Raw genomic sequence first — 23,430 nt, forward strand, 5'->3', positions numbered from 1 at the left:
CATCCGCCGGTCCGGACGTAATCACTGACACGTTCTGGCAGTGATCCGCGTTACCTTCGACGGATGGTGGATCTCAGCGACATCCGGGCGGTGACCGAGGGTCTGCCGCGCAGCTACGAGGTGCTGGTCCGGGACCGGGTGAAGTTCCGGGTCGGGCAGATCGTCTACCTCGCGCTGTCGGCCGACGAGACGACGATGGGGATCGGCTTCCCCAAGGAGGAGCGGGACGCGGCGATCGCCGCCGAGCCGCACAAGTTCTTCCGGCCGCGGCCGTCGGAGGAGCGGTTCCGCTGGATCCAGGTGCACCTGGAGGCGATCGACACCGACGAGCTGCGCGAGCTGGTCCTGGAGGCCTGGGCGATGTGCGTGCCGCAGAAGGTCCGGGCCGCCTACTTCGGGTGAGCGGATAGTGGCCTGAAGCAACGGTCTCCTCCTGGAGGATGAGGCTGCTGCGACCTGGGGGCGACTTCCGTCACCGCGAGATCGTCCCCGCGGCCGATGGTTGGCGGCCGGATTCCTTGCAGGCTTGGGGGTATGACCGGAGACTTCCTACCCCGCCGCCGCCAGGCGTCGGTGCTCAGCCAGATCCTGACCGTCCTGCTCGTGCTCGCCGTCGTGGCGGGCGGACTCTGGCTGTACCTCTAGGACTCCCACCGCACCTCGGCCTCGCCCGGCCGGACCACCCCGGCCTCGTAGGCGACGACGACCGCCTGCACCCGGCTCGACAGCCCGAGCTTCGACAGCACGCTGCTCACGTGGGTCTTCACCGTCGTCTCGCTCACGAACAGCTTCGCCGCCAGGTCCCGGTTCGACAGCCCACGGGCCATCCACACCAGGACGTCGCGCTCGCGCTCGCTCAGCTGCGACAGCACCCCGATCCACCGCCCGGCGTCCTGCGGGGCGGGCGCGTTGCCGCCGTCGCCGACCTTGCGCTCCAGCTCCACACAGCGCTCCAGCAGCACCCGCGTCGACGCCGGATCGACCAGCGAGTCCCCGCGGTGCACCGCCCGTACGGCGGACACCAGCAGATCCGGGTCGGTGTCCTTCAGCAGGAACCCCGAAGCCCCCGCCCGTACGGCGCTCAGCACGTACGCCTCGTCGTCGAACGTGGTCAGCACCAGCACGGCCGGCTTGCTCCTCCCGGCCGCCTGGTTGGCCCGGGTGATCCGCTCGGTCGCGACCAGCCCGTCCATCACCGGCATCCGGATGTCCATCAGCACCACGTCCGGGTCGAACTCGTCGATCAGCCGCAGCGCCTCCTCGCCGTCCCCGGCCTGCGCGACCGTGGTCAGGTCCGGCTCGTGGTCGAGGATCATCGCGAGCCCGGTCCGGATCACGCCCTGGTCGTCGGCGACCAGCACCCGGATCTGGTCCGTCATCTCTGCGGCGGCAACCATGCCTGCACTCTCCATCCACCCAGGGGTCCAGCTGCGACAGCCAGTGTGCCGCCGACAGCCAAGGCGCGTTCGCGCATCCCGATCAGTCCGTTGCCGCGGCCGCTCGCGCTCCGCCGGGCGTTCTCCAGCACGTTCACCGGTGGCGGGCCACCGCTCCCGTTGTCGTCGATGGTCAGCAGCTCGCCCTGCGGCCCACTCTGCCAGCTGACCTGGGCCGCGGACGCCTTCGCGTGCACCATCACGTTGGTCAGCGCTTCCTGGATGATCCGTACGGCGGTCAGGTCGGTCGCGCTGGTCAGCTCGCGGTGCCGGGTCGGCAGGGTCATCGTCACGTCGACGCCGACCGCTTTCAGCCGGTCGCCCATCCGGGCCACGTCGGCCAGGTCCGGCACCGGGGTGGTCTCGCCGCCGCTGCCCGGCGACGCCGTGTTGAGCACGCGCACGGTCTCGCGCATCGCGGTCAGCGCCTCCTTGCCACTGGTGATGATCCAGCGGACCGCCTCGCGGAGGGCGGCGGGGTTCTGGTCCGCGACCCGGTCGGCGGCCTGGGCCCGGATCACCACGGCGCTCATGTGGTGCGAGACGACGTCGTGCAGGTCGCGGGCGATCCGGGTCCGCTCGGCGGCGGCGACCCGCTCGGCCTCGATCTTGCGCAGCCGGACCAGCTCGGCGTTGCGGTTCTCCAGCACCAGCACGGACTTCCGGCGGCGCAGGGCGTTCGCGCCGAGCAGCACCATGCCCCCGATCAGCGCCTCGGCGAACACGAACAGCGAGACGTCGATGTAGCCGTACAGGCTGTAGAGATCGGTCGGGAGGTTGCGGTAGCGGCGGCTGATCACGACGTCGGAGTTGGCCAGGACCAGCGCGACCACGGTCGGGAGCCCGATCATCAGGCCGGCCAGGCTGCCCATCGTGAAGAACAGACAGGTGAACCGCCGGACGCCGCTGGCGGCGGCGACGTACCCGACGACGAGCAGCGGGACGAGATGGATCTCGGACTGCAGCGCGGCGTTCGCGATCACCGGCTGGCCGAAGACGTGGAAGCCCGCCTGCGAGGCGAGCCCGGTGCCGGCGGCGGCGTACACGAAGGGGTAGAGCAGCGCGACGAAGACCAGCGTCGTCCGCGGCAGGCTCCGGCCGGCGGCGACCGTGATCACCAGGAACAGGCCGGTCACGACCGAGACACTCGGGTTCGCCGGCCGCAGCGAACTGTCGCTCACCACCGCCAGCGCGAGGAACCAGCCGACGCCGATGAGCGCAGCCAGCAGCACGTCCCGCTGCAGCTGCGACATCCCCCGCCAAAGGCTCCACACCTAGCTCAGCGTAGTCGCGGCAATCATTTACCGGTTCCTTCGCCCGAACGGGCAAAAGCTCCAACTTTCGGACGAGGGACCGCGTCGGACCTGCTACCCAGGTCCGACTTCCGGTCGCGCAGGACGGTCCCTGGGAGGGATGTGACCGGCGCGGCGAACCGAGAGGCTGTACCCCATGACGAACGACGAGCCACCGCCGCGGAGCCTGTCGGTCCGGGCCCGGTTGCTGTCCGTGACCGGGATCGCAGTCCTCGCGTCGTTGCTGGTCTGGCACGGCCAGGTCGCGGACTTCCTCGGCTTCGGATCGCCCGGCGACAAGGCGCCCGTGGTCGGCGGGTCAGGACCGACCGGCCGGGTGCTGGACGCCGACAGCGACGTCCCCGGGACGCCGGTCCACAAGCCGACCACCACACCGCGACCGAAGCCGAAGCCGACCAGGACCCCCAAACCCAAGCCCACCAAGACGAAGAGCACCGACAGCCAGGCGTACGACGAGGAGTCGACCGAGGGGATGTCGCCCAAGCTGCGGTCCCGGTTGCTGAAGGCGATGGCAGCCGCGAAGGCCGACGGGGTCGACCTCAGGATCAACTCCGGCCGCCGCAGCGCCGCCAAGCAGCGCCGGCTGCTCGACGAGGCGATCGAGAAGTACGGGTCCTACAAGGCCGCCGTCCGCTGGGTGCTGCCGCCGGAGTTCTCCGAGCACGTCAAGGGCCGGGCGGTCGACATCACGCCGGCCACCGGCGCGAAGTGGCTGGAGCTGAACGGCTACCGCTACGGGATCTGCCGCCGCTACGACAACGAACCGTGGCACTTCGAGGCCCTGACCGCCCCGGGCCGCAAGTGCCCGCCCCGCGAACCCTACGCACTCGCCAAGTGAAACCAGGAGCGCCCGACATGACGATGACCTTGCCCGTGACCAGCACCCGGCTCTCCACCCGGCGCAGCCAGCGTCCGGTCGTCCCCGCGCTGTGGCGGCAGGTCGTCCGCGGCGGCGCCCGGGGAGAGGACCACGCAGTACAGCCCGAGCCCGACCGGTCGGCGTACACGCAGCTGGAGATCTACGACGCGGTGCTGGCCGCGTTCGAGCGCCGCGACGAGGTGCTCGACGTGATCGCCGCGGCACCTGACCGGCACACCGCCGTACGGCGGGTGCGTGCGCTGCTCGCCGTCAGCCAGGGGCAGGCGGCGGCGGTCGTCGATCTGCCGCTGCACCGGTTCACGACCGGGACGCGGGACCGGATGCGGTCGCGCGCCACCGAGCTGCGGCGGGCGCTGTCGCGCTGAACCGTTGCTGGGAGCTGCCCGCCGATCTTTGGGATTTGCCTCGGTGGGGAGGATGGAAAGCGTGATCACGGTCGAGCAGGCAAGACGGTTGCGGAAGGCCGGCGCGCTGTGGGTGCCCGGCGCGGGGGACCGGTTCGTGGTCCCGGACCGGGAGATGGACGACGACGTGTTCGTGGTCAGCGACATGACCGTCGAGGTGCACGACTACCCCGGCGGCAAGGTGATCGGCTTCAACGGGACCACCGAGTGGGCGCTGGACAGCATCGAGCAGCGCGAGGTGATCTGGCTGCCGCGCGAGGAGCAGCTGCGGACGCTGCTCGGGGCGCAGTTCGTCAGCCTGGAGGCGACCGGGGACGGTTACACCGTCAACACGACTGCTGGTTCGACGAGCGGTCCAGACGCCGAGCAGGCGTACGCTGACGCGCTGCTGGACCTGCTGGAGGGTTGAGTCTCAGCGAGTCGTCGGGCGCCAGTACTGCTTCTTGTCCTGGTCGCGGACGACGTACCCGAGCTTGGCGACCTCGGCGCGGAGCTCCCGCAGATCGGCGGCGTCGGAATCGGACTTGAACGCCTTGGCGCGGGCACGCAGCACCGCGTTCACCGAGGGCGGCAGCTCCGGGTCGTCCTCGACCCAGCGGCGGAAGCGTTCGCCGTACGGGTCGCCGCCGTCGGACCACGGGTAGCCGTGCGCGCGGAACGCGGCGCCGATCTTCTTCGTGTCACCCTTCAGCTGGTCGTGCTTCTCGCGGGCCAGCTCCGCGGACTCGCGGTCCTGGATCACGAGCTCCTTGCCGTCCAGGAACACCGCCGCGATCCGCTCCCGCGGGATCAGCGTGGTCTTCTCGTTCTTCAGCAGCTCGACGTCACTGTTGGTGACCGTGATCCGCAGCGAGTCGTCCATCGCGATCGCGCCGAGGAACAACCCGCCGACCAGCCCGACCGCGACCATGATCAGCTGCGCCCACCAGGCGTCCCAGCCGGCGACCAGCTCGAACAGGCCCTTCCACGGGACCCAGCGCAGGCCGGCGGCCCAGTCGGCGATCCGGGGCAGGAAGTAGCCGAGCGCGCCGCCGAGCAGCGGGAGTCCGCCGTACAGCAGGGCCTTGTCGGTCGCGGAGTGCCCGACCACCGTCCTGGTGTTCGCCGGCATCGTCGTACTCCTTCTCGTCGCAGGTCACCGACGGTAACAGCGCGCCACGCCCGCGGTCAGCCGTTGAGACGGTTCGCGATACCGAAGTCGGTGCCTGCGAACCTGGTCGAGACCAAAGTCGCACTGGGAAAGGAACATCCGCATGGCTGAGGGAATCTGGTTGCGCTTCCTGTCCGGGCCCGAGATCGAGTCGCTCGGCCTGACCCGGACCGAGATCGTGGACGCCGTCGAGGAGGCGGTCCGCGACCACGGCGAGGGGCAGACCAGCTTCGAGCCGCGGGTGCACCTGGTCCCCGACAACGGCGGCATCGGGCACTTCAACGTGCTGCGCGGGCACCTCAACCGGCTCGGCGAGCACGGGGTCAGCGGGGTGAAGGTGGTCGGTGACTTCGTGCCGAACTACCAGGTCGGGCTGCCGAGCGAGCTGGCGGTGGCGACGCTGTTCGACCCGACGACCGGGGTGCCGCTGGCGATCCTGGACGCGACGATGATCACCGCTGCCCGGACGGGCGCGATGACGACGGTCGGCGCGCGGCATCTGGCGCGACGGGACAGCAAGATCCTCGGGCACGCGGGATCACGCGGTACGGCGTGGTGGAACGTGACGATGCTGGACGACTTGTTCGACCTGGACGAGATCCGGGTGACGTCGCGCCGGCCGGAGTCGCGGGAGAAGTTCGCCGAGGAGCTGTCGGCGGAGCTGTCGACGCCGGTGCGGGTGGTCGCGTCGGCGGAGGAGGCGTTCGACGGCGCTGATGTGATCGTCGAGGCGACGCGGCTGAACGAGCCGGAGGTGTTGCTGCGTACGGCGGCGGTGAAGCCGGGGGCGTTCGTCGTACCGTACGGGACGGTGAGCGCTGTCGAGCTGGACCTGCTGGATGTGATCGACAAGGTCGTCGTCGACGACTGGCGGGAGGCGCAGTCCGGGCGGTTCGGCTCGCTGCGGCGGCATGTGGACACGGGCCGGTTGTCGCCGGAGACGCTGCATGCTGAGCTCGGTCAGATCGTCGCCGGCGCCAAGCCCGGGCGCGAATCCGACGCCGAGCGCACGCTTCTGTGGCACCGCGGGCTGTCCCTGCTCGACGTGGCGATCGCACACCTGATCCTGCGCCGCGCCGAGGAGTCCGAGGTCGGCACGATGCTCAGGTTCCACTGATGCTGATCGAGCGCGCGGAGGATCTGACCCTCGACGCTGTGCCTGTGGAGTTGTCGCCTGCTCTGCTCGAGTCGCTTCGCGCCAACCGTTCGGCCCTTCTCCAGGCGTTGTCCTCAGGTGAGCCGGTCTACGGCGTGAACACGGGCATGGGCGCGATGAGCAAACGCCGCCTGGACGACGCCGAACAACGCGTCCACCAACGCAATCTGCTGCTGGGCCGAGCAGTCGGCGGCCCGCCGTGGCTCCCGTACGCCGAAGCCCGCGCGGTGGTGCTCGCGCGTTTGCGGACGTTCCTCACCGGCGATGCAGGTGTTTCGCCTGAGCTGTGCCAGCAGCTCGTCGCGTTGCTGAACAGCGGGTACGCTCCCGCGATCCCGGCCGAGGGGGCGGGGTCGGCGGGAGAGATCATTCCGCTGGCGCACGCGTTCGGCCCGCTGGTGGGGATCGGCCAACTGGTGGATGCCGAAGGCAAGCTGTACCCAGCAACCAACTCTTCGTTTGAACTCGGGCCCAAGGAGGGGATCGCCTTGTTGGCGGGCATTCCCGGAGCGACTGGGCGGGCGTGGTTGCAGGTAGAGGTGTTGGAGCGGCTGGTGGGGCGGATGGGGGAGGTGGCTGCGGGGGCGGTTGCTGTGGTGGGGGCCAACCGCGATCCGTACGACGCCCGGGTGGGGCGGGCGGATGACCTGCTCGCTGCGGAGCAGGCTCGGATTCTTCGACTGGCCGGCGAAGAGCGGGCGCCGGGGACCTTGCAGGCTCCAGTTTCGTTTCGGGTGGCGGGACAGGTCGTCTCGCATGTCAGGCGGACTGTGGAACGGCTGGGGGAGGCCGTGGAGCGAGGGCTGGACGGGGTGACTGACTCGCCGGCCTTTCTCGACGGGGAGTTTCTCGGGACGGCTGGGTTTCACGGGATTGATCTGGCGGCGCACTGCGATCACGTGGTGGCGGCGTTGACGCATGCGGCGGAGGTTTCGACGGCTCGGATCCATCGGTTGCTGGATCCTGCGGTGACGGGATTGCCGGCGCAGCTGGCGCGGGTGCCGGGGCCTCAGGCGGGGCTGGTGACTGTGCACAAGCGGGCGGTGGCGACCACGCACGCGCTGCGGCGGCTCTCGTTGCCGGCGGCAATCGGCGCGATGGAGACGTCGAACGGGCAGGAGGACGTGCAGAGTTTCTCCTGGGAGGCGGCTGGAAATCTTGCGACCGCCGTACGATTGGCGCGCGAAGTTGTTGCGGGTGAGTTGCTGACGGTGCACCAGGCGTTCGCGCTGTCCGAGCGGGAAATCCCTGAAGGATTGCGGGAGTTGCACGCCGCCGTGGACGCGGTGGTGCCGCCGATCGTCGCGGACCGGCCGCTGGGGGTGGATCTGCAGGCGGTTCTCGAGCACGTGGTCTGAATTGCCGACGGCAACGGGCTGTTTACCGTCGGTGACGCCGGGTACCCGGCGGTCGTAGGGATGTTGCCTTCGACAAGCAGAACGGGGATGACCGCGATGAGCACCGCGCAGGAGCTGGAACGCACCATGGGGCAGGACGTGTACGACGTGGAGGGCCAGAAGGTCGGCACTGCCGCGAACCTGTACGCCTCCGACCGGTCCGGGGAGCCGGAGTGGGTGACGGTGAAGACCGGCCTGTTCGGCAGCAAGGAGTCGTTCGTCCCGCTGGCCGGTGCGCACGCCGAGCAGGACGGGCTGCACGTGGGGCAGCGCAAGGACCTGATCAAGGACGCGCCGCGGATCGACGACCAGGGGCACCTCTCCGAGGCCGAGGCCGCTGAGCTGTACCGGCACTACAACCTGCAGATGGGCGGGTCGATGCAGCCGGGGCAGGACATGCGCGGCGACCAGAGGAAGGGCATGTCCGGGAAGAACAAGGACATGAAGGGCCGCGAGGAGATGGTCCGCTCCGAGGAGCGGCTGCACGCGGGGACCGAGACGGTCGAGACGGGCAAGGTGCGGCTGCACAAGCGTGTCGTCACCGAGGAACAGCAGATCACCGTTCCGGTCAGCCACGAGGAGGTGCACGTCGTCCGCGAGCCGATCGAGGACGGGCGCACCGGCGGGAAGATCGGCGAGCAGGACGTCGAGGTGACGCTGCACGAGGAGCGCCCGGTGGTCGCGAAGGAGACCGTCGCGGTCGAACGCGTCGGGCTGGACACCGAGACGGTTCGCGAGGAGCAGCAGATCAGCGAGAAGGTCCGCAAGGAGCAGGTCGAGGTCGTCGACGACGCCGACCCGAAGCACCGCAAGCGCTGACCCACAGATCCACGGGACCGCGAGTACCCAGGACAGGGTGCTCGCGGTCCCGTGCTCTGTCAGCTGTGGGTGACGGTCACGCCGTACAAGGTGGTTTGGCCGTAGTTGCTGGAGTCGCACGGAGACGAGTTCGTGCAGTTGGCCTGGGTGTAGACGCCGGCCTTGAAGTAGCCGGTGGTGAAGCTGACCGGGATGGTGGTCTGCAGCACGCCGTTGTAGTACGCCTTGATGGAGCCGTTGCTGACCACGAACTTGGCCTGGAAGCGGGTGCCGAGGACGTAGTTGCTGGTGACCAGCTTGTACTTCGTGTCGTTGTCGCGGGTGATGTAGAGGCTGGAGCCGTCGATGCGGAACGTCGAGCGGTCGTTGCCGTCGTGGATCTGGCCGGCGATCAGCTGGCGCTTGGTGTTCGGGAGGTGGTCGATGGACTGGTCGATCACCATCGTGTGGGTGCCGGAGTTCGACGACCACTTGATCTCGCTGGTGCCGTTGCTCTCCATCTCGCGCAGCTCCGAGCGGGCATAGCTGGTGTTCGGCGTGGTGACACCGTTGACGGCGTTGCGGAACTGCACGCCGCTGCACGACGCGTTCGGCTTGAACCACGGGTTGACGACGTACGTGTTCAGCCGTGGCTGGGTGATCTGCAGGACCTGGGTGCCGGACTGGTTCGGGTCGTCCAGCGGGAGCTGCAGCTTCCAGCGGCTCAGGTTCAGCACCTCGGCGGGGTAGGTGCAGGCGGGGGCGGCGGTCGCGGGGCCGGCGCTGGTCAGGGCGGCGGCGCTCGCGGCGAGCGCGGCCAGAAGGGCGAGGGGGCGGGTACCACGCATGGTCGGACTCCTTCATCGGGGCGGACTTATGAGGCCTTGCAGAACCTCCGGGTCAGTACCACTGGGTCTTGTCGACGACGTTGATCAGGTCCTCACCGGCGACGAAGCGCCGGCAGTTCTCCACCAGTACGGCGTACCGCCGCTCGGCCTCGTGCGGCCCGGCTCCGGCGACGTGCGGGGTGAGCAGGACGCGCGGGCGGTGCCAGAGCGGGTGGTGGGTGGGGAGCGGTTCGATCTCGTACACGTCGAGCGCGGCGCCGCGCAGTTCCCCGGCTTCGAGGGCGGCGTCGAGGTCGTCGAGGTGGACGGTGGGGCCGCGGCCGACGTTGACGAAGTACGCCGATCGCTTGCACTGCTCGAGGAAGCGCGCGTCGACCATGCCCTCGGTCGCCGGGGTGTGCGGGACGGTGAGGATCACCAGGTCGGCGGTGGGCAGGTGTTGTTCGGGCTCAGAGGTGATCTCCGTGAAGCCGGGGGCTTCGGTACGGCGCGGGTCAGCGCCGACGACACGGGTGCCGAAGGCGGCGAGCAGCCGGCCGATCTCGGCGCCGACCGCGCCGACGCCGATGACCAGGGCGGTTGCCTCGGACAACGGAGTGACCGAGCGCGGGTCCCAGTCGGGGTTCCACTGGGCGCGGGCCTGGTCGTGGACGTAGCGGGGCAGGCCGCGAGTGAGGGAGAGGATGAGCGCGAGGGTGTGTTCGGCGACGTGGTCGGTGTACGTCGCGCGCATGTTGGTGACGACGAGCGGGTGGGCGACGAGCTCGGGGTAGTAGAAGCCGGGCGGTGGGCCGGCTTGCTGGGCTTGGAGCCAGCGGAGGCGGGTGGTCGCCGCAAGAAGCTCGGCAGGGAGAACACCGTAGGCGGCATCGGCGGTCCGCAGGGCGTCCACTACTTCGGAGGGTTCGGGGGCGAGGACGGTGAGTTCGGGCACGTCCGACATCAGTTGTTCGGCCCAACCTGCAGCACTTTCCCTTTGTGGAGGGAGAAGAACAAGAGTTGTGTTCATGCGGACCTCGCCTGACCTGCTTCGAAGACCTCGTGCTGCAACGGTTCTCCGGCGACGTACCGGGCCAGCTCTTCGGCCATCAGGCGGCCGTGGCGGCGGCGTTCGGTGTTGAGGGTGCCGGCCAGGTGCGGGGTGACGACGACGTTCGGAACGGTGAAGAGCGGGGAGCCGGGGAGCGGAGGCTCGGGGTCGGTGACGTCCAGGACCGCGAACAGGTCCGGGCGTTCAGCCAGTACGGCGATCAGGGCGTCCTCGTCGATCAGGGCGCCGCGGGCGGTGTTGATGAGGGTGGCGTCGGGTTTCATCGAGCGCAGCAGGTCGGTGCTGACGAGTTTGCGGGTGGCGTCCAGGACGGGGGCGTGCAGGCTGACCACGTCCGAGGTCGCGAAGAGTTCGTCCAACGACACGAGCCGGACGCCGAGCGACGCGGCGGTCGCCGGATCGACGTACGGGTCGTGGGTCTGCAGGACCAGGTCGTGCCGGGAAAGCAGGCGAGCGGTCGCACGGCCGGTGGCGCCCAGGGAGAGCAGGCCGACGACCGAGCCGTTCGCACCAGGCTCGTTGGTGGCCCGAGGCAACGACTCGCCACGGGAGCGCGCACCGAGGACGTAGCGCCAGCCGTGCTTCAGCGCGTACAGCACCTGGGCCAGCGTGAATTCCGCGACAGACTCCGCGATCACCGCGTTGGCGGTCGTGACCCGGACACCGCGCGCCCACGACTCCGGCGTGACGATCGAGCGCACCGACCCCGCGCCGTACAGCACGAGCTTCAGCCGAGGCGCGGCGGCGAGCAGTTCGGAAGTGAGCTGCGGCCCACCCCAAGAAGTCACGAGGACATCCACATCCGCGAGCAACTCGGGCGTGAGGTCAGCCGGCGTCAGCGGCGGCGCCACCACGTGGAGGTGCTTCTCGAGCGCCGCACGCTCGTCCTCGCCGTACACGTCGGGAAAGCGGGCCAGATCCATCACGTAGAGGCCGTTGAGCATCACTGCACCTCCTGTACGGCGGCGCGGATCGCCGCCTGGCGCGCCGGGGAGGCCAGCCCGGCGTGGTAGTAACGGATCTCGGAGGCGCCAGCCGCCACGAGCCGCCCGACCAGCGACGGCAGTTCATCAGGGCGCTCGCCGACAGCGTTGACGTTGGCAACGAGCGGAACGTCGGTCCGAGCCGCCGCTGCCTTAACCGGAGTGTCCGACCCGTCCCAGCATTTCAGCGTGTACGCGGTCGGCGACATCGAGGTCACGTCGACCCCGACATCGGGCCCGGTGACCTGCAGGTCGTCGGTTGCCATCAGCAAGATCTGCCGATCACCGGCCAGCGCGGTGATGTCACGCACGAGGTCGCCGATCACTCGCGTCCGGTGCGCGAACAGCGCGCCGGCCAGGTCGGGACCGAGCGCGTCGACCAGGTTGTCGCCGGCAGGAACGCCGTCCTGCAGCTCACGGTCCAGCAGCGCCCGGATGCGCGCGGGAAGCTCCTCATCGGGCGAGCAGGCAGCACAGACGCAGATCGACAGCAGATCCCGCGCGCACTGCGACAGATCGGCCCCGCTCGTCTTCTCGTGCGCCCCGAGGTGCTCGAACCCGAGCCACCCGCACGCCTCCAGCATCAACGCCGGTACGTCGTACTGCTCGCAGACCTCCCGCACCAGCGTCAGCGCGTACTCACGCACCTCGGCCTGCGCCGGGCACAACGCATGCTTGAACCGTTCCCCGTAGGCGTTCTGCACGGTGAGATCCGGCGCCGACCGCCCGAGGATCGACGAGTGCGTGAGCACCATCCACGCCTCGGTCCGCAGCCCGGCCGCGCTCAGCGCAGCCGACGCCGTACCGAAGCGGTCCGGGTCCTCGACCGCCCAGGTCGGTACCGGCGGACGAAGCCGCCCGGTCCACCGGTCCGGCCGCACCGGAAAGTACGCCGCCGCGTGCTCCGCATGCACGACTCGGTGCCGCGGGTGCCAAGCGGTCGTCGCCCGTACGGAGTGGTACGCCGCCTGCAAGGTCACCGTGTCGACACCCAAGGACGCGATCCGGTCACCCGCCGACGGATCGCCGACCAGATCCCAGGTGTAGGCGAACGCGCCGTGCCTCACCACCGCGGGATCACCGGGTCCCAGTCCGGCTGGACGGCGCGCATCGGCGTGATGTCGTCGCGGGTGTCGAACCCACACTTCGTGTACTGCTCGGCCAGCCGCGCTAGCGCGTCCAGGTCGAGCTCGACGCCGAGCCCCGGGCCGTCCGGGACCTTCACAGCGCCGTCGACGAAGCCCAGCACTCCCTCGACGACGACGTCCTCGACCAGGTACGGGTAGTGCGTGTCGCAGTCGTAGGTCAGCTCGGGCGTCGCGCCGGCCAGGTGGGTCATCGCGGCCAGGCTGATCCCGAGGTGCGAGTTGGAGTGCATCGACAGCCCGATCCCGAAGGTCCGGCAGATCCCGGCCAGCTCGCGCGACCGGCGCAGCCCGCCCCAGAAGTGATGGTCGGACAGGATCACCTGGACGGCGTCGACGAGCACGGCCGGCTTCACGTGCGCGAACTCGGTCACGCACATGTTCGTTGCCAGCGGCATCGAAACCTCACGAGCCACCTCGGCCATCCCGGAGATGCCGCCGGCCGGGTCCTCGAGGTACTCCAGGACGCCGTCGAGCTTCTTCCCCACCGCGATGCTGCTCTCGACTGTCCAGCCCGCGTTCGGGTCGAGCCGCAGCGGATGGTCCGGGAACGCGTCGCGCAGCGCGAGGATCACGTCGGCCTCGTCCTGCGGCGGCAGTACGCCGCCCTTCAGCTTGAGCGACTTGAAGCCCCACCCGTCGACCATCTTCCGGGCCTGCGCGACGACGCCCTCGGCGTCCATCGCCTCGCCCCACGCGTCGGTCGGGTAGTCCGGCAACGGCGTGTGCGCCGCGGGCTTGAAGAACAGATAGCCGCTGTACGGTACGGCGTCGCGCACCTTGCCGCCGAGCAGGTCGACGACCGGGCGCCCGAGCGCCTTGCCCTGCAGGTCCCAGCAGGGCACCTCGAACGCCGAGAGCACGGTCATCACCGTCTTCTCGTCGCTCGCCTCGCCGACCAGCCCGTGCGTGGCCAGCCCGGCGCTCGCGCCGAGCGTCTCCCGGATGATCCGCTCCAGCCCGTTCAGGTCGAGCACGTCGAGCCCGGCCAGCCGTGGCGCGACCTTGCGCAGCGCGGTCAGGATCGCCAGGTCGCCGTACGTCTCGCCGAGCCCGGTCAGGCCCTCGTCGGTGTGCACCTGCAGGATCGAGCGCAGCGCGTACGGCTGGTGCACGCCGTGGATGTTGCGCAGCGGCGGGTCCTTCATCGCGATCGGGGTGATGTTGACGTCGGTGATCTTCATGCGTTCGCCTTCCGGACCACGGTCAGTCCCTGCTCGATGATCTGGTCGAGCTCGTCCAGGTGCTCGGGCAGCGGGTCGGTCAGCGGCGACCGCACCGGTCCGACGTCGACACCACGACGGCGGACGGCGGCCTTGACCAGCGAGACGGCGTACCCGGCGCCCTTGTCGCGGAGCTTCACGAGCGGCAGGTAGAACTCCGGCAGCAGCTCGTCGAGCCCGGCCTCGTAGGCGTGCGCGATCTCGGGGGCGAAGCAGTGCACGGCCGAGGAGTACGCCTTGACACCGACCGCGGCGTACGAGCGGGCGGTCACCTCGGCGGTCGGGAGCCCGTTGAAGTAGGTGAGGCCGGGGGCGACGGCCATCATTCGCTGCAGCAGGTCGAGGTCGCCGATGCCGTCCTTGAAGCCTTGCACGCTGGGGATCCGGGCCAGCTCGGCGACCGAGTCCGGGGTGAAGACGGCGTTGTCGCGCTGGTACGCGATCAGCGGCAGGCTGGTCGACGCCGCGAGCGCGCGGAAGTGGTCGAGCAGTCCCTGCTGCGACGGCTTGATCAGGTACGGCGGGAGCACCAGCAGCCCGTCGGCGCCGGCCTCCTGCGCGGCGGCGGCGTACTGCTTGGCCATCGCGGTGCCGTAGCCGGTGCCGGCGAAGACGGGGAGCGCTCCGGCGGTCTCCTCCACGGCGGCGCGGACCGCGGCGGCGTACTCGTCGAGGGTGAGCGAGAAGAACTCGCCGGTCCCGCAGCAGGCGAAGATCGCGGCCGGGCCGGCGTCGATCTGCTGCCGCAGGTGCTCGCGGTACGGCCCGAGGGCCAGCTCGCCGGCGGCGTCGAACGCCGTCACCGGGAAGGACGAGAGACGGTCCAGCTGCATGGAATCACCCTTCACGTGCTTCGGTAAGCGCTTGCCGATTGACGGTAGTCGCCGCTCGGGACGCTGGCAAGGCCTGGCCTGAAAGCGATTTCAGATCCTTCGACGCGTTCCGCTGAGCGGTCGCGCCGGTTAGCCTGTGGATCTGCCTGCAAGCGCTTTCTCGACGAGGGAGGTCCGCCGTGCCGCTGCGTCCCGGCCGGCCGCCACGCGTCACGATCAGCGACGTCAGTACGGCGGCCGGCGTCTCCGCCGCCACCGTGTCCCGGGTGCTGAACGGGACCGCCCGGGTCGACTCGTCGCTCGTCGACCGGGTGCACGCCGCGGTCGCGACCCTCGGGTATCGCCCGAACGCGGCCGCGCAGGGCCTTGCCCGCGGTGAGTGGGGAACGATCGGCGTCCTGGTCCCGGACCTGGCGAACCCGTACTTTCCCGATGTGTTGAAGGCGGTCTCGGCCGTCGCGCGATCGCACGGCCGGCGGATGATGGTGATGGAGTCCGATGAGGATCCGGCGGTCGAGCACGATCTGGTCGAGGATCTGATGCGCTGCTGCGACGGCGTACTGCTGTGCTCGCCGCGGATGCCGCGTACGGAGCTGGCCGAGCTGGTCGCCCGCAAGCATCCGCTCGTGCTGTTCAACCGGATCGTGCCGGGGTTGCCGGTGCCGTCGATCTCGGTCGACTTCCACGGCGGGATGACCGCGGTGTGCGGGCTCCTGGCGCAGCTCGGGCACCGGCGGGCGGCGTACTTGAGCGGGCCGTCGGCCTCGTGGGCGAACGCGGAACGGCTGCGGGCGTTCGATTCGGCGCGGGCGTTCGGGCTGGAGGTCGAGGTCGTCGAGTGCGGTGCGACGAGCGAGGCCGGGTACGACGCTGTCGCGGCGGTGCTGGCGGCCGAGGAGGTGACGGCGATCCTTGGCTACAACGACTTGGTGGCGCTCGGCGCGCTGGCGCGGATGCGTGAGCTGGGGGTCGCGGTGCCTTCGGCGTACTCGGTGGTGGGGTTCGACGACATCTCGCTGGAACGCGTCGCGCACTCCAACCTGACCACGGTTTCGGTGCCGCGTGACGAGCTCGGCCGGCGGGCCGGTGAGCTGCTCGAACAGCTGCTGGTGAACGGCGACGACGCCGAGCCGACGTACTTGCCGATGAGCCTTCAGGTGCGCGACACCAGCGGGCCACCGCGCGGATGATTCGCGCCGTACGCTCTGCGCATGACATCGGGTGAAGACGCTGCCGCGCAGTACCCGGATCTCTACCAGGCGGCGACGCACGGGCCCGCGACCTTCCGGCATCTCGTGCAGGCCCATCAACTCGCGGCCTCGACCGACCAGGCCGCCAGTACGGCGGGCTTCTGGCTGATCCCGGCGGTGGCCGAGAAGTTCTCCGAGCTGCACGGCGGCATCGAGAAGGAGTACTACTGCAGCACCGTCGTCGGCGGCTGCCTGCTGGCCAAGGACCGCACGGTCTACTCGATCCTCAACTCGCCGCCGCCCGAGCTCGTCGACGCCGAGATCGACTGCAAGGTGATGGCCAAGGAAGCCGGCTACGGGCTGCGCGGCAAGCACGTCGTGCAGCAGCTCGAAGAGGCGACCGACCACGCGTACTCCGGGCTGACACGCGTGATGGTCGCCGCGGACCTGGTCGCGAGCGACGCGCCGGTGGACGACATCGCCGCCGCGGTCGCGGCCGCGAAGAACGAGGTCAAGGTCGTCAAGGCCCGCGTCGAGGTGCTGCTGCAGCGGCAGGCGCGGCTCGAGTACTTCCAGGGCGTGCTCGCGGGGATCGTGCCGACGTTCCTGCTGGTGATCTTCCTCGGTCTGGCCGCGAGCGCTTGGTGGAAGGACGCGCTGGTCCCGTCGGCGCTGGTCGCTGCCGTCGCGATGTCGGCGCTGGGCGCGACGATCTCCGTCATCCAGCGGATGTCCAAGGGGTCGCTGGTCATCGACCACAGCGCATCCCGCTGGCACCGCACGCTGCTCGGCGCCTTCCGTCCGGGCGTCGGCGCGATCTTCGGGTCGCTCGCCTACTTCACACTGCTGGCCGGCATCCTCGCGGGCGGTTCCGCGGTCGGTACGCCGGCCTCGGTCGCGGTGTTCGCCGTCACCGGTTTCGCGGCCGGCTTCAGCGAGCGCTACGCCACGGACATGCTCGACTCGGCCGCCAAGTTGATCGGCAAGTAGTATGGTTACCGTCATACCTTTGACGGGAGCGGGTGCGGGATGGGAAAGCGGACGGACGCCAAGCAGCAGATGGTGCAGGCCGCCCAGCAGTTGATCCGGGAGCGCGGGTACCACGCGACCGCGTTCTCCGACGTGCTCGAGCGCAGCGGGACGTCGCGGGGGTCGGTGTACTTCCACTTTCCCGGGGGCAAGACGCAGTTGGCGATCGAGGCGGCCGAGGCGCACGCGTTCGAGCAGGTCGCGATCATCGACCGGGCGGCGGACGAGTCGAGCTCGGCCCGGGAGTTGGTCGAGCGGTACGTCGAGCTGGGTCGGGACGGGATGGTCGCCAGCTCCTATGGGCGTGGTTGCGGCATTGCCCCGTTGGTGATCGAGGGTGCGACGGCCGAGTCCGACGAGATCGCCGAGACCGGGCGGCGGGCGTACGCCGAGATGACGGATCGGATGGCGTTCCATCTGGTGGCGTTCAGGGTGCAGCGGGCGGAGGCTCGGGTGCTCGCCGAGGCGGTGATCGCGGGAGTCGAGGGCGCGATGATCACCTCCCGCGCGCTGCGCAGCCCGGCGCCGTGGGACTCCGTGCGGACGGTCCTGGCCGGCCACGCGGCGCGGGTCTCCCCGAAGGGCGCCTGAGGGACTGGCTCTCTCGGGCGGGTCTTTCGTTGCCCAGATACTATGCAGGTCAGCATACCTAATTGAGGAGTTCGACATGGCACGGGTACTCATCACCGGGGCGTCCCGGGGGATCGGCAGAGGTGCGGCGGAGACGTTGCAGGCTCGCGGGCACGAGGTGATCGCGACGGCTCGCGACGTGGCGATGCTGGACGACCTCGACGTGACGCAGAAGGTGCAGCTCGACGTGACCGATCAGGCCTCGGTCGACCGGGCGCTCGCCGAAGCAGGGCGGGTCGACGTACTGCTCAGCAACGCGGGAGCGACCGTGCGGGCGCCGATCGAGACGATCCCGCTCGGGGCGCTGGGTGAGCTGTTCGAGCTGAACGTCTTCGGGGCGTTGCGGGTCGCGCAAGGGGTGCTGCCGCAGCTGCGGGAGCGCGGCGCCGGGCAACTGATCTTCATGTCGAGCATCCAGGGGCGGATGGTGATCCCGCTGATCGGTGCGTACGGCGCGACGAAGCAGGCACTGGAGGCGTTCGCCGAGGTGCTCGCGATCGAGGCCGGGCACTTCGGGGTGTCCGTGCATGTGCTGCAGCCGCCGGCGGTGTCGTCGGGTGGCGCGGAGCGCGCTCAGGTGTACCTCGACGACGCGAATCCGTACCGGCCGTTGCTGGACAAGCTCGGGCCGTTCCGTGCGGAGCCGGTGTCGGTGCGGGAGGTCGCTGAGGTGGTCGCGACAACCGTCGCTGAGGGTGGAAAGGCGCCGTTTCGGATCCCTGTCGGTGAGAACGCGTCGGCGCTCCTGAATGCCCGCAAGGCAGCACCTGACGACGTGCCGTTCGTTGCCGCGGAGCTGGACTGGTAGCCATCGGTCCTGGCTATCAGCGGAGGATTCCTGATAGGGGAAGTAGCTTTTCGGGGGCCTGGATCGTTGGGTCAGTGCAGTCCTAACGGAAAGCTGACCTGGGCGGGGTGTCTGGGGATCGGCGGATCCATTAGCCTGGGTCGGGTTTTCGTCGGCGAGGTGGAGGTTGTGGTGAAGCGGTTCGTCGTACCGCCGAACTGGCCCACGCCGCCTCGCCGGAGCTGGGTGCCGCCCAAGACGTGGCGGCCCGACCCCTCCTGGCCGCCCGCGCCGGAGGACTGGGACTTCTGGGTCGACGGCAAGGGCAACGCGGTCCGCGGCCCGGTCGGCCGGTACGGCGGACCCCCGCGGCGCCTGGTGATCATCGGCGCCGGCGGAGTCGCCGCGGTGCTGGTGCTCGCGCTCTGGGGACTGTCGACGCTCGACGGTGAACCCCCGCAGTCCCAGGCCGCCCCGTTGCTCGACGACCGCAGCCCGACCCCGTCGCAGACGCCGACCCCGTCCGTCCCGCCACCGCCGACCGTCCGCCCGAGCACCCCAGTGCCGACGAAGCCGACGGTCAAGCCGACCACCGTGCCGACCAAGTCGCGCACGACGCGGACGCCGGAACGCACCGAGGAGCAGGACCCGCAGCCGACCAAGACGGTCACCCGGACGCCGCGCCCGCCTCGGACCACCCCCACCCGCACGATGACCCGCGAAGAACTCCTCGCCGAGTACTGCCGCCAGCGCGGCTGGGACCCGGCCTGGTGCGACCCGGACAACTGGGAAGACCCCGACGACCCGCCGAACACCCCCCGCACGCACCGCTGACGCCCCTTCGAGGCGCCGGGCGCACGCACTGGCATCGGCCGGAGTGCTTGCTCAGCTGAGGAAGTCGATCGTCCTTCCGACACCGGTGGCCTGCGCTGCTTGGTAGACCGGCCAGGCGATGGCCAGGTCCTGCCACGGTAACCCGACCGGCGCATAAACCGTCACCTGCGCCGCCGATTCCCTTCCAGGCTTGGCGTTCGACAGCACCTCACCCAGCGTCGCACCGATCGACGATTCGTCCAACCCAACGTTGCCTATGGCACCCATCGCGGTGGCCAGCCGAGCGTCGTCGACCACCACCCGAGCCCCCGCGAGCAGGTCCGCGCCGACCTCGATCTTGCCGGGTTCGTCCGCGCCGAGGGTGGTGAAGTGCCGCCCCGGCCGTACGTCGGCCGCCGTCAGCAGCGGCGTCCGCGACCACGTCGCCAGCACCACGATCTCCGCGCGGGCGGCGACGCCGGTCGCGCTGTCGACCACCGCCCCCGGCACCCCCGCCTGCGCGACGAACGTCCGCGCCCGCCGCCGGTCCACGTCGTACCCGACCAGATGCTCGACCTCGCGCAGCACCCGCAACCCGCGCACCACCATCGACGCCTGCGCCCCGGTCCCGACCACGCCAACAGTTCGCGCCGTCTTCGCCGCCAGCACATCAGTCGCCAGTGCAGCAGCAAGCCCCGTCCGCCACGCCGTGATCGTCGTCGAGTCGAGGATCGCCAGCAGCGCACCGTCCCGCGCATCGTGCAGGCACACCACCCCGCGCAGCGCCGGCGTCGACTGCGGGAACTTCGCGTTGACCTTCACCGTGTACGCCGGGATCCCGCTGATCGTCCCGGGCAGCAGCGTCGTCGCCGTACCGGGCCCGGGCAGATCCGTGCGGACTCGCTGCGGCTCGACCCCAACGGCAGCGGTGAACCCCGCGCGCAACGTCCGCAGTACGGCCGGGACGTCGAGCAGCCCGAGGATGTCGGAGCGTTTCAGCAGCAGTGTCATCAGACCACGTTGAATTCCGCGCGGGCCGCCGCGTCGCGGAAGCGACGGGCGTGCAGGGGAGAGACATCGACGACCGGCGGTCGCCGCAGCCACAGGTCGCGGATCACTTCGCCGACGGCGGGGCCCTGCAGGAATCCGTGCCCGGAGAAGCCGGTGGCGTAGAGGAATCGGCTCACGTCGTCCGCCTCACCGATCAGTGCGTTGTGGTCAGGGGTGTTCTCGTACAGGCCGGCCCAGCCGCCGGTCAGACCGACGTCGAGCAGGCTCGGGGCGCGGCGTTCCATCGCCTCGGTCAAACCCGGCAGCCAGGCGTCGGAGCGGTCGAGGTGGAACCCCGGCTGCTCACCAGGATCGGACATGCCGACCAGCAGACCGGGGCCTTCGCGGTGGAAGTAGAAGGTGCTGTCGAAGTCGATCGTCATCGGCAGGTCGTCGGGCAGACCGGCCACAGCCTCGGTGACGACGATCTGCCGGCGCAGCGGCGTCACCGGCAGCTCCACCCCGGCGTACTGGCCGAGCTCGGCCGACCAGGCGCCGGCCGCGCAGATCACCGTCGACGTCCGGACCGGGCCGAGTGAGGTCTGTACGCCGCGAATGTCGTTGCCCGCGACATCGATCCCGGTCACCGCGCACCCGGTCACCAGCTGCGCGCCGAGCCGGCGCGCGGCCGTCGCGTAGCCGAGCACGACCGACTCCGGCGAGCAGTGCCCGGCGTCGGGCGAGAAGCACGCGCCGACCAGCCCGTCCGGCGAGATCAGCGGGGCCAGCGCGACCGCCTCGTCGACCGAGATCATCCGGGTCGGCCCGCCGAGATCGTTCTGCAGCCGGGTGCTCTGCTCGAACGACGCGACCTGCTCGTCGGTCGAGAGCAGGAACAGGTACCCGACCTCGTGCAGGTCGATCTGCTGCCCCGGCCGCTGCGCGAAGTCGGCGAACGCGCGCAGCGACCGCGCGCCGAGCGCGACGTTCACCGCGTCGGAGAAGTTCGCCCGCACCCCGCCGGCCGCCTTCGACGTCGACCCGGCCCCGAGCGCGTCCTGCTCGAGCAGCAGCACCCGCCGGACGCCGGCCTCGGCCAGGTGGAAGGCGATGCTGGTGCCCATCACGCCACCGCCGACGATCACCACGTCGGCGGACCCGGGCAGCGGCGTCGGGCTCAAGGCAGCAGGAACCCGAAGTCGGCCTCGACCGTGACCGTGTCCATCTGGGCCTTCTGCAGCTTGCCCGAGTAGTCCCAGTTCAGCGACTGCCAGCGGGTGAACTGGTCGAGCACCCAGATCCCGCTCTGCCGCGACCCGTTGCCGGACTTGCCGTTGCCGCCGAACGGCAGGTGCGCCTCGGCGCCGGAGGTCGAGTTGTTCACGCTGACCATCCCGGCCGAGATGCCCTGGGCGAACCGGAACGCCTGCCGCGGGTCGGTGGTGTAGATCGAGCTGGACAGGCCGTAGCCCGACTTGTTGCCCAGAGCAATCGCTTCGTCGAGGTCGCCGTACGTCGTGACGCCGACCACCGGGCCGAACGTCTCGTTCAGGAACAGCTCGTCGTCCGGCAGCACGCCGTCCACGATCGTCGGGTGGTAGAACAGCCCGGCCGCGGGGTCGCCGACGAAACCGTCGCGCGGGTTGTCCGCGGTCACCCGGCCGGTCCGGCCGAGGACGCGGTGGTGGTCGCCGATCCAGCCGAGCGACTTCTCGAACCCGGCGGCGAACTTCTCGTCGAGCAGCGGACCGAACAGCACATCCTGGGTCGGGTCGCCCATCTTCGCGGCCGACACCGCCGCGGCGAACAGTTCGACGAAGTCGGCGTGCACGGCCTCCTGGACGATCACCGTGCCGAGCGAGGTGCAGCGCTGCCCCGCCGTACCGAAGCCCGAGAACAGCGCGCCCTCGACGGCCAGGTCGAGCTCGGCGTTCTCGGTGATCACCATCGGGTTCTTGCCGCCGAGCTCCAGGCACGGGGTCTGCAGGTGCCGGCCGCACAGTTCGCCGATCCGGCTGCCGACCTCGCTCGACCCGGTGAACCCGACCTTGTCGACCAGCCCGGCGGCCAGCGCCTGCTCGAGCCCGGCGAAGGTGTCCGGGCCGTCGGCGTGCACGACGTCGAAGACCCCGGCCGGTACGCCGGAGTGCGCGAAGATCTCGTAGAACGCGTCCGAGACGACCGCCGAGTACTCGGCCGGCTTCCAGACCACGGTGTTGCCACAGAGCAGCGCCGGGACGATGTACCAGGACGGGACCGCGACCGGGAAGTTGCCGGCCGAGATCACCGCGACCGTGCCGACCGGACGGCGGAACGTGAACAGCTGCTTGTCCGGCATCTCCGACGGCACCGTCTGCCCGTACAGCCGGCGGCCCTCGCCGAGGAAGAAGTCGCAGGTGTCGATGATCTCCTGGACCTCGCCGAGCGCCTCGGCCAGCGGCTTGCCGATCTCGCGGGTGACCAGCGCGGCCAGCCGGTCCTTGTTCGCCGTCATCAGCCGCCCGACGTTCGCGATCACCTGTCCGCGCTGCGGCGCCGGCAGCGCCGCCCATCCGGTCTGCGCCGCCCGGGCCGCGCGGGCGGCCTCGACGAACACCTCGGGACCGGCCAGGCCGATCTCGCCGACCAGATCGGCGGTGTTCGCCGGGTTGGTCGAGCGGGTGGTGCGGAGCGGGTTCGGGACGCGCTCCCCGGCGACGACGGACAGGATCACGGACGGCACAAGTTTGTCCTCTCGACGTGCGGTGCTCGTGTCTGCCATCGTCCCATGTGAGCATGCACTGTGAGTGGCGTGCGGGTGACCGATGAGCAGATCGCGGAGATGTCCACGCAGGAGCGCCGGGAGCTGATCCTGCGGCTGGCGCCGGTCCCGGCCGGGCTGCTGCCGGCCCGGCGGGTGATGGAGCGGATCCGGCGCTGGCGGTTCGTGCTGATCCTGCTGTGCGTGGCGGCGCTGATCCCGTGGACGGTCTACCTCGCGGTGACGCTGCCGGAGCGGTACGAGGCGCGGAACTGGGTCGCGACCTGGGTCGGTTTCGACGTCGTGCTGACGATCATGCTGCTGCTGACCGCGATCTTCGGGTACCGGCGGCGGCAGCTGCTGTTCCCGACGGCGTTCGCGTCCGGCGTACTGCTGCTGTGCGACGCGTGGTTCGACGTGCTGACCAGCCATCCCGGCGGCGACCGGATGCAGGCGGTGCTGAGCGCGGTCGTGATCGAGCTACCGCTCGCGTTCGTGCTGATCGCGGGCCCGCTCCGGTTGCTGCGGTACGTCGCCGTACGGAACGGGCTGGTCGATCCGGGGCTGCGGATCTGGCGGATGCCGATCCCGCTGCCGGAGCTCTGGCCGGAGCGGAAAGAAGGCTTGTGAAAAC

25 protein-coding genes are annotated in these 23,430 nt (G+C 70.2%); 13 read left to right on the forward strand and 12 right to left on the reverse strand.

Annotation, left to right across the window (positions count from 1 at the left end):
• Nucleotides 1-63: 63 nt before the first annotated feature.
• Complete coding sequence (locus ACZ6Z4_RS02540; RefSeq protein WP_465557361.1) at nucleotides 64-402, forward strand: MmcQ/YjbR family DNA-binding protein; 339 nt, start codon at nucleotides 64-66, stop codon at nucleotides 400-402.
• Nucleotides 403-641: 239 nt separating this feature from the next.
• Here ACZ6Z4_RS02540 and ACZ6Z4_RS02545 read toward each other — a convergent pair whose 3' ends face one another.
• Nucleotides 642-1,379, reverse strand: coding sequence for a response regulator (locus ACZ6Z4_RS02545; RefSeq protein WP_465560577.1), 738 nt, complete (start codon nucleotides 1,377-1,379; stop codon nucleotides 642-644).
• The gene (locus ACZ6Z4_RS02550; protein ID WP_465557363.1) at nucleotides 1,376-2,710 is read right to left on the reverse strand and encodes a sensor histidine kinase; all 1,335 of its coding nucleotides are present in this window, start codon (nucleotides 2,708-2,710) and stop codon (nucleotides 1,376-1,378) included. The genes ACZ6Z4_RS02545 and ACZ6Z4_RS02550 overlap by 4 nt, the downstream gene beginning before the upstream one ends.
• Nucleotides 2,711-2,885: 175 nt before the next feature.
• Between ACZ6Z4_RS02550 and ACZ6Z4_RS02555 the strand changes: the two genes are divergently transcribed.
• From ACZ6Z4_RS02555 to ACZ6Z4_RS02565, 3 genes are read left to right on the forward strand one after another with little or no spacing between them, the layout of a single operon-like run.
• Entirely contained in the window at nucleotides 2,886-3,587 is a 702-nt protein-coding gene (locus ACZ6Z4_RS02555) for a M15 family metallopeptidase (RefSeq protein ID WP_465557365.1), read from the forward strand.
• 17 nt (nucleotides 3,588-3,604) lie between these two features.
• The gene (locus tag ACZ6Z4_RS02560) at nucleotides 3,605-3,994 is read left to right on the forward strand and encodes a hypothetical protein (RefSeq protein WP_465557367.1); all 390 of its coding nucleotides are present in this window, start codon (nucleotides 3,605-3,607) and stop codon (nucleotides 3,992-3,994) included.
• 52 nt (nucleotides 3,995-4,046) lie between these two features.
• Nucleotides 4,047-4,442: a pilus assembly protein CpaE gene (locus tag ACZ6Z4_RS02565; RefSeq protein ID WP_465557369.1), complete on the forward strand. Its 396-nt coding sequence runs from the start codon at nucleotides 4,047-4,049 to the stop codon at nucleotides 4,440-4,442.
• 3 nt (nucleotides 4,443-4,445) lie between these two features.
• Here ACZ6Z4_RS02565 and ACZ6Z4_RS02570 read toward each other — a convergent pair whose 3' ends face one another.
• The gene (locus ACZ6Z4_RS02570) at nucleotides 4,446-5,144 is read right to left on the reverse strand and encodes a YqeB family protein (protein ID WP_465557371.1); all 699 of its coding nucleotides are present in this window, start codon (nucleotides 5,142-5,144) and stop codon (nucleotides 4,446-4,448) included.
• Between the two features lie 142 nt (nucleotides 5,145-5,286).
• On the opposite strand from ACZ6Z4_RS02570, the gene ACZ6Z4_RS02575 reads away from it, so the two are divergent.
• The 3 genes from ACZ6Z4_RS02575 to ACZ6Z4_RS02585 all read left to right on the forward strand — a co-directional run bounded on the left by ACZ6Z4_RS02575 (nucleotide 5,287) and on the right by ACZ6Z4_RS02585 (nucleotide 8,555).
• Nucleotides 5,287-6,300 carry an ornithine cyclodeaminase family protein gene (locus tag ACZ6Z4_RS02575; protein WP_465557373.1) on the forward strand — a complete coding sequence of 338 codons (1,014 nt, stop codon included), beginning with the start codon at nucleotides 5,287-5,289 and terminating at the stop codon, nucleotides 6,298-6,300.
• The gene (locus ACZ6Z4_RS02580; protein WP_465557375.1) at nucleotides 6,300-7,697 is read left to right on the forward strand and encodes an aromatic amino acid lyase; all 1,398 of its coding nucleotides are present in this window, start codon (nucleotides 6,300-6,302) and stop codon (nucleotides 7,695-7,697) included. The genes ACZ6Z4_RS02575 and ACZ6Z4_RS02580 overlap by 1 nt, the downstream gene beginning before the upstream one ends.
• Nucleotides 7,698-7,784: 87 nt before the next feature.
• Nucleotides 7,785-8,555, forward strand: a complete 771-nt coding sequence (locus ACZ6Z4_RS02585) for a DUF2382 domain-containing protein (protein WP_465557377.1) — start codon at nucleotides 7,785-7,787, stop codon at nucleotides 8,553-8,555.
• A gap of 59 nt (nucleotides 8,556-8,614) precedes the next feature.
• Here the strand turns inward: ACZ6Z4_RS02585 and ACZ6Z4_RS02590 are convergent, their stop codons facing one another.
• The 6 genes from ACZ6Z4_RS02590 to ACZ6Z4_RS02615 form a co-directional block, all read right to left on the reverse strand.
• Nucleotides 8,615-9,382 carry a polysaccharide lyase family 7 protein gene (locus ACZ6Z4_RS02590; protein WP_465557379.1) on the reverse strand — a complete coding sequence of 256 codons (768 nt, stop codon included), beginning with the start codon at nucleotides 9,380-9,382 and terminating at the stop codon, nucleotides 8,615-8,617.
• Nucleotides 9,383-9,434: 52 nt separating this feature from the next.
• A complete protein-coding gene (locus ACZ6Z4_RS02595; protein ID WP_465557381.1) occupies nucleotides 9,435-10,325 on the reverse strand; it encodes a D-2-hydroxyacid dehydrogenase in 891 nt (296 codons plus the stop codon).
• A 62-nt stretch (nucleotides 10,326-10,387) separates the two neighbouring features.
• The gene (locus ACZ6Z4_RS02600) at nucleotides 10,388-11,377 is read right to left on the reverse strand and encodes a hydroxyacid dehydrogenase (RefSeq protein WP_465557383.1); all 990 of its coding nucleotides are present in this window, start codon (nucleotides 11,375-11,377) and stop codon (nucleotides 10,388-10,390) included.
• Nucleotides 11,377-12,486, reverse strand: a complete 1,110-nt coding sequence (locus ACZ6Z4_RS02605) for a hypothetical protein (protein ID WP_465557385.1) — start codon at nucleotides 12,484-12,486, stop codon at nucleotides 11,377-11,379. The genes ACZ6Z4_RS02600 and ACZ6Z4_RS02605 overlap by 1 nt, the downstream gene beginning before the upstream one ends.
• Nucleotides 12,480-13,745, reverse strand: coding sequence for a glucarate dehydratase family protein (locus ACZ6Z4_RS02610; protein WP_465557387.1), 1,266 nt, complete (start codon nucleotides 13,743-13,745; stop codon nucleotides 12,480-12,482). The genes ACZ6Z4_RS02605 and ACZ6Z4_RS02610 overlap by 7 nt, the downstream gene beginning before the upstream one ends.
• On the reverse strand, nucleotides 13,742-14,617 hold the full coding sequence (locus tag ACZ6Z4_RS02615; RefSeq protein ID WP_465557389.1) for a 5-dehydro-4-deoxyglucarate dehydratase: 876 nt from the start codon (nucleotides 14,615-14,617) through the stop codon (nucleotides 13,742-13,744). Before ACZ6Z4_RS02615 ends, ACZ6Z4_RS02610 begins: the two co-directional genes overlap by 4 nt.
• A gap of 179 nt (nucleotides 14,618-14,796) precedes the next feature.
• Here ACZ6Z4_RS02615 and ACZ6Z4_RS02620 point away from each other — a divergent pair, with 179 nt between their 5' ends.
• The 5 genes from ACZ6Z4_RS02620 (at nucleotide 14,797) to ACZ6Z4_RS02640 (ending at nucleotide 19,087) form a co-directional block, all read left to right on the forward strand.
• Nucleotides 14,797-15,807 carry a LacI family DNA-binding transcriptional regulator gene (locus ACZ6Z4_RS02620; protein ID WP_465557391.1) on the forward strand — a complete coding sequence of 337 codons (1,011 nt, stop codon included), beginning with the start codon at nucleotides 14,797-14,799 and terminating at the stop codon, nucleotides 15,805-15,807.
• Between the two features lie 21 nt (nucleotides 15,808-15,828).
• Nucleotides 15,829-16,797, forward strand: coding sequence for a hypothetical protein (locus ACZ6Z4_RS02625; RefSeq protein WP_363667473.1), 969 nt, complete (start codon nucleotides 15,829-15,831; stop codon nucleotides 16,795-16,797).
• A gap of 39 nt (nucleotides 16,798-16,836) precedes the next feature.
• Nucleotides 16,837-17,427 (forward strand): TetR/AcrR family transcriptional regulator, encoded by a 591-nt coding sequence (locus ACZ6Z4_RS02630; RefSeq protein ID WP_465557393.1) that lies wholly within the window; start codon nucleotides 16,837-16,839, stop codon nucleotides 17,425-17,427.
• 76 nt (nucleotides 17,428-17,503) lie between these two features.
• On the forward strand, nucleotides 17,504-18,274 hold the full coding sequence (locus ACZ6Z4_RS02635) for an SDR family NAD(P)-dependent oxidoreductase (protein ID WP_465557395.1): 771 nt from the start codon (nucleotides 17,504-17,506) through the stop codon (nucleotides 18,272-18,274).
• A gap of 159 nt (nucleotides 18,275-18,433) precedes the next feature.
• Nucleotides 18,434-19,087 carry a hypothetical protein gene (locus ACZ6Z4_RS02640; RefSeq protein ID WP_465557397.1) on the forward strand — a complete coding sequence of 218 codons (654 nt, stop codon included), beginning with the start codon at nucleotides 18,434-18,436 and terminating at the stop codon, nucleotides 19,085-19,087.
• Nucleotides 19,088-19,138: 51 nt separating this feature from the next.
• On the opposite strand, the gene ACZ6Z4_RS02645 is transcribed toward ACZ6Z4_RS02640, so the two are convergent.
• The 3 genes from ACZ6Z4_RS02645 to ACZ6Z4_RS02655 are packed head-to-tail and all read right to left on the reverse strand — an operon-like array spanning nucleotide 19,139 to nucleotide 22,778.
• Nucleotides 19,139-20,077 carry an ornithine cyclodeaminase family protein gene (locus ACZ6Z4_RS02645; RefSeq protein WP_465557399.1) on the reverse strand — a complete coding sequence of 313 codons (939 nt, stop codon included), beginning with the start codon at nucleotides 20,075-20,077 and terminating at the stop codon, nucleotides 19,139-19,141.
• Nucleotides 20,077-21,237 (reverse strand): NAD(P)/FAD-dependent oxidoreductase, encoded by a 1,161-nt coding sequence (locus ACZ6Z4_RS02650; protein WP_465557401.1) that lies wholly within the window; start codon nucleotides 21,235-21,237, stop codon nucleotides 20,077-20,079. Before ACZ6Z4_RS02650 ends, ACZ6Z4_RS02645 begins: the two co-directional genes overlap by 1 nt.
• Complete coding sequence (locus tag ACZ6Z4_RS02655; protein ID WP_465557403.1) at nucleotides 21,234-22,778, reverse strand: aldehyde dehydrogenase family protein; 1,545 nt, start codon at nucleotides 22,776-22,778, stop codon at nucleotides 21,234-21,236. The genes ACZ6Z4_RS02650 and ACZ6Z4_RS02655 overlap by 4 nt, the downstream gene beginning before the upstream one ends.
• A gap of 69 nt (nucleotides 22,779-22,847) precedes the next feature.
• Between ACZ6Z4_RS02655 and ACZ6Z4_RS02660 the strand changes: the two genes are divergently transcribed.
• Nucleotides 22,848-23,426, forward strand: coding sequence for a hypothetical protein (locus tag ACZ6Z4_RS02660; RefSeq protein ID WP_465557405.1), 579 nt, complete (start codon nucleotides 22,848-22,850; stop codon nucleotides 23,424-23,426).
• Nucleotides 23,427-23,430 lie beyond the last annotated feature (4 nt).

It is taken from the genome of Kribbella sp. NPDC104740 (genome assembly GCF_055583505.1).

Coding starts and splice junctions, on each gene's coding strand:
- ACZ6Z4_RS02580 (WP_465557375.1), top strand. CDS start 6,300: ATGCTGATCGAGCGCGCGGAGGATCTGACCCTCGACGCTGTGCCTGTG.
- ACZ6Z4_RS02570 (WP_465557371.1), bottom strand. CDS start 5,144: ATGCCGGCGAACACCAGGACGGTGGTCGGGCACTCCGCGACCGACAAG.
- ACZ6Z4_RS02635 (WP_465557395.1), top strand. CDS start 17,504: ATGGCACGGGTACTCATCACCGGGGCGTCCCGGGGGATCGGCAGAGGT.
- ACZ6Z4_RS02610 (WP_465557387.1), bottom strand. CDS start 13,745: ATGAAGATCACCGACGTCAACATCACCCCGATCGCGATGAAGGACCCG.
- ACZ6Z4_RS02560 (WP_465557367.1), top strand. CDS start 3,605: ATGACGATGACCTTGCCCGTGACCAGCACCCGGCTCTCCACCCGGCGC.
- ACZ6Z4_RS02600 (WP_465557383.1), bottom strand. CDS start 11,377: ATGCTCAACGGCCTCTACGTGATGGATCTGGCCCGCTTTCCCGACGTG.
- ACZ6Z4_RS02555 (WP_465557365.1), top strand. CDS start 2,886: ATGACGAACGACGAGCCACCGCCGCGGAGCCTGTCGGTCCGGGCCCGG.
- ACZ6Z4_RS02575 (WP_465557373.1), top strand. CDS start 5,287: ATGGCTGAGGGAATCTGGTTGCGCTTCCTGTCCGGGCCCGAGATCGAG.
- ACZ6Z4_RS02545 (WP_465560577.1), bottom strand. CDS start 1,379: ATGACGGACCAGATCCGGGTGCTGGTCGCCGACGACCAGGGCGTGATC.
- ACZ6Z4_RS02565 (WP_465557369.1), top strand. CDS start 4,047: ATGGAAAGCGTGATCACGGTCGAGCAGGCAAGACGGTTGCGGAAGGCC.
- ACZ6Z4_RS02645 (WP_465557399.1), bottom strand. CDS start 20,077: ATGACACTGCTGCTGAAACGCTCCGACATCCTCGGGCTGCTCGACGTC.
- ACZ6Z4_RS02625 (WP_363667473.1), top strand. CDS start 15,829: ATGACATCGGGTGAAGACGCTGCCGCGCAGTACCCGGATCTCTACCAG.
- ACZ6Z4_RS02595 (WP_465557381.1), bottom strand. CDS start 10,325: ATGTCGGACGTGCCCGAACTCACCGTCCTCGCCCCCGAACCCTCCGAA.
- ACZ6Z4_RS02590 (WP_465557379.1), bottom strand. CDS start 9,382: ATGCGTGGTACCCGCCCCCTCGCCCTTCTGGCCGCGCTCGCCGCGAGC.
- ACZ6Z4_RS02630 (WP_465557393.1), top strand. CDS start 16,837: ATGGGAAAGCGGACGGACGCCAAGCAGCAGATGGTGCAGGCCGCCCAG.
- ACZ6Z4_RS02585 (WP_465557377.1), top strand. CDS start 7,785: ATGACCGCGATGAGCACCGCGCAGGAGCTGGAACGCACCATGGGGCAG.
- ACZ6Z4_RS02615 (WP_465557389.1), bottom strand. CDS start 14,617: ATGCAGCTGGACCGTCTCTCGTCCTTCCCGGTGACGGCGTTCGACGCC.
- ACZ6Z4_RS02540 (WP_465557361.1), top strand. CDS start 64: ATGGTGGATCTCAGCGACATCCGGGCGGTGACCGAGGGTCTGCCGCGC.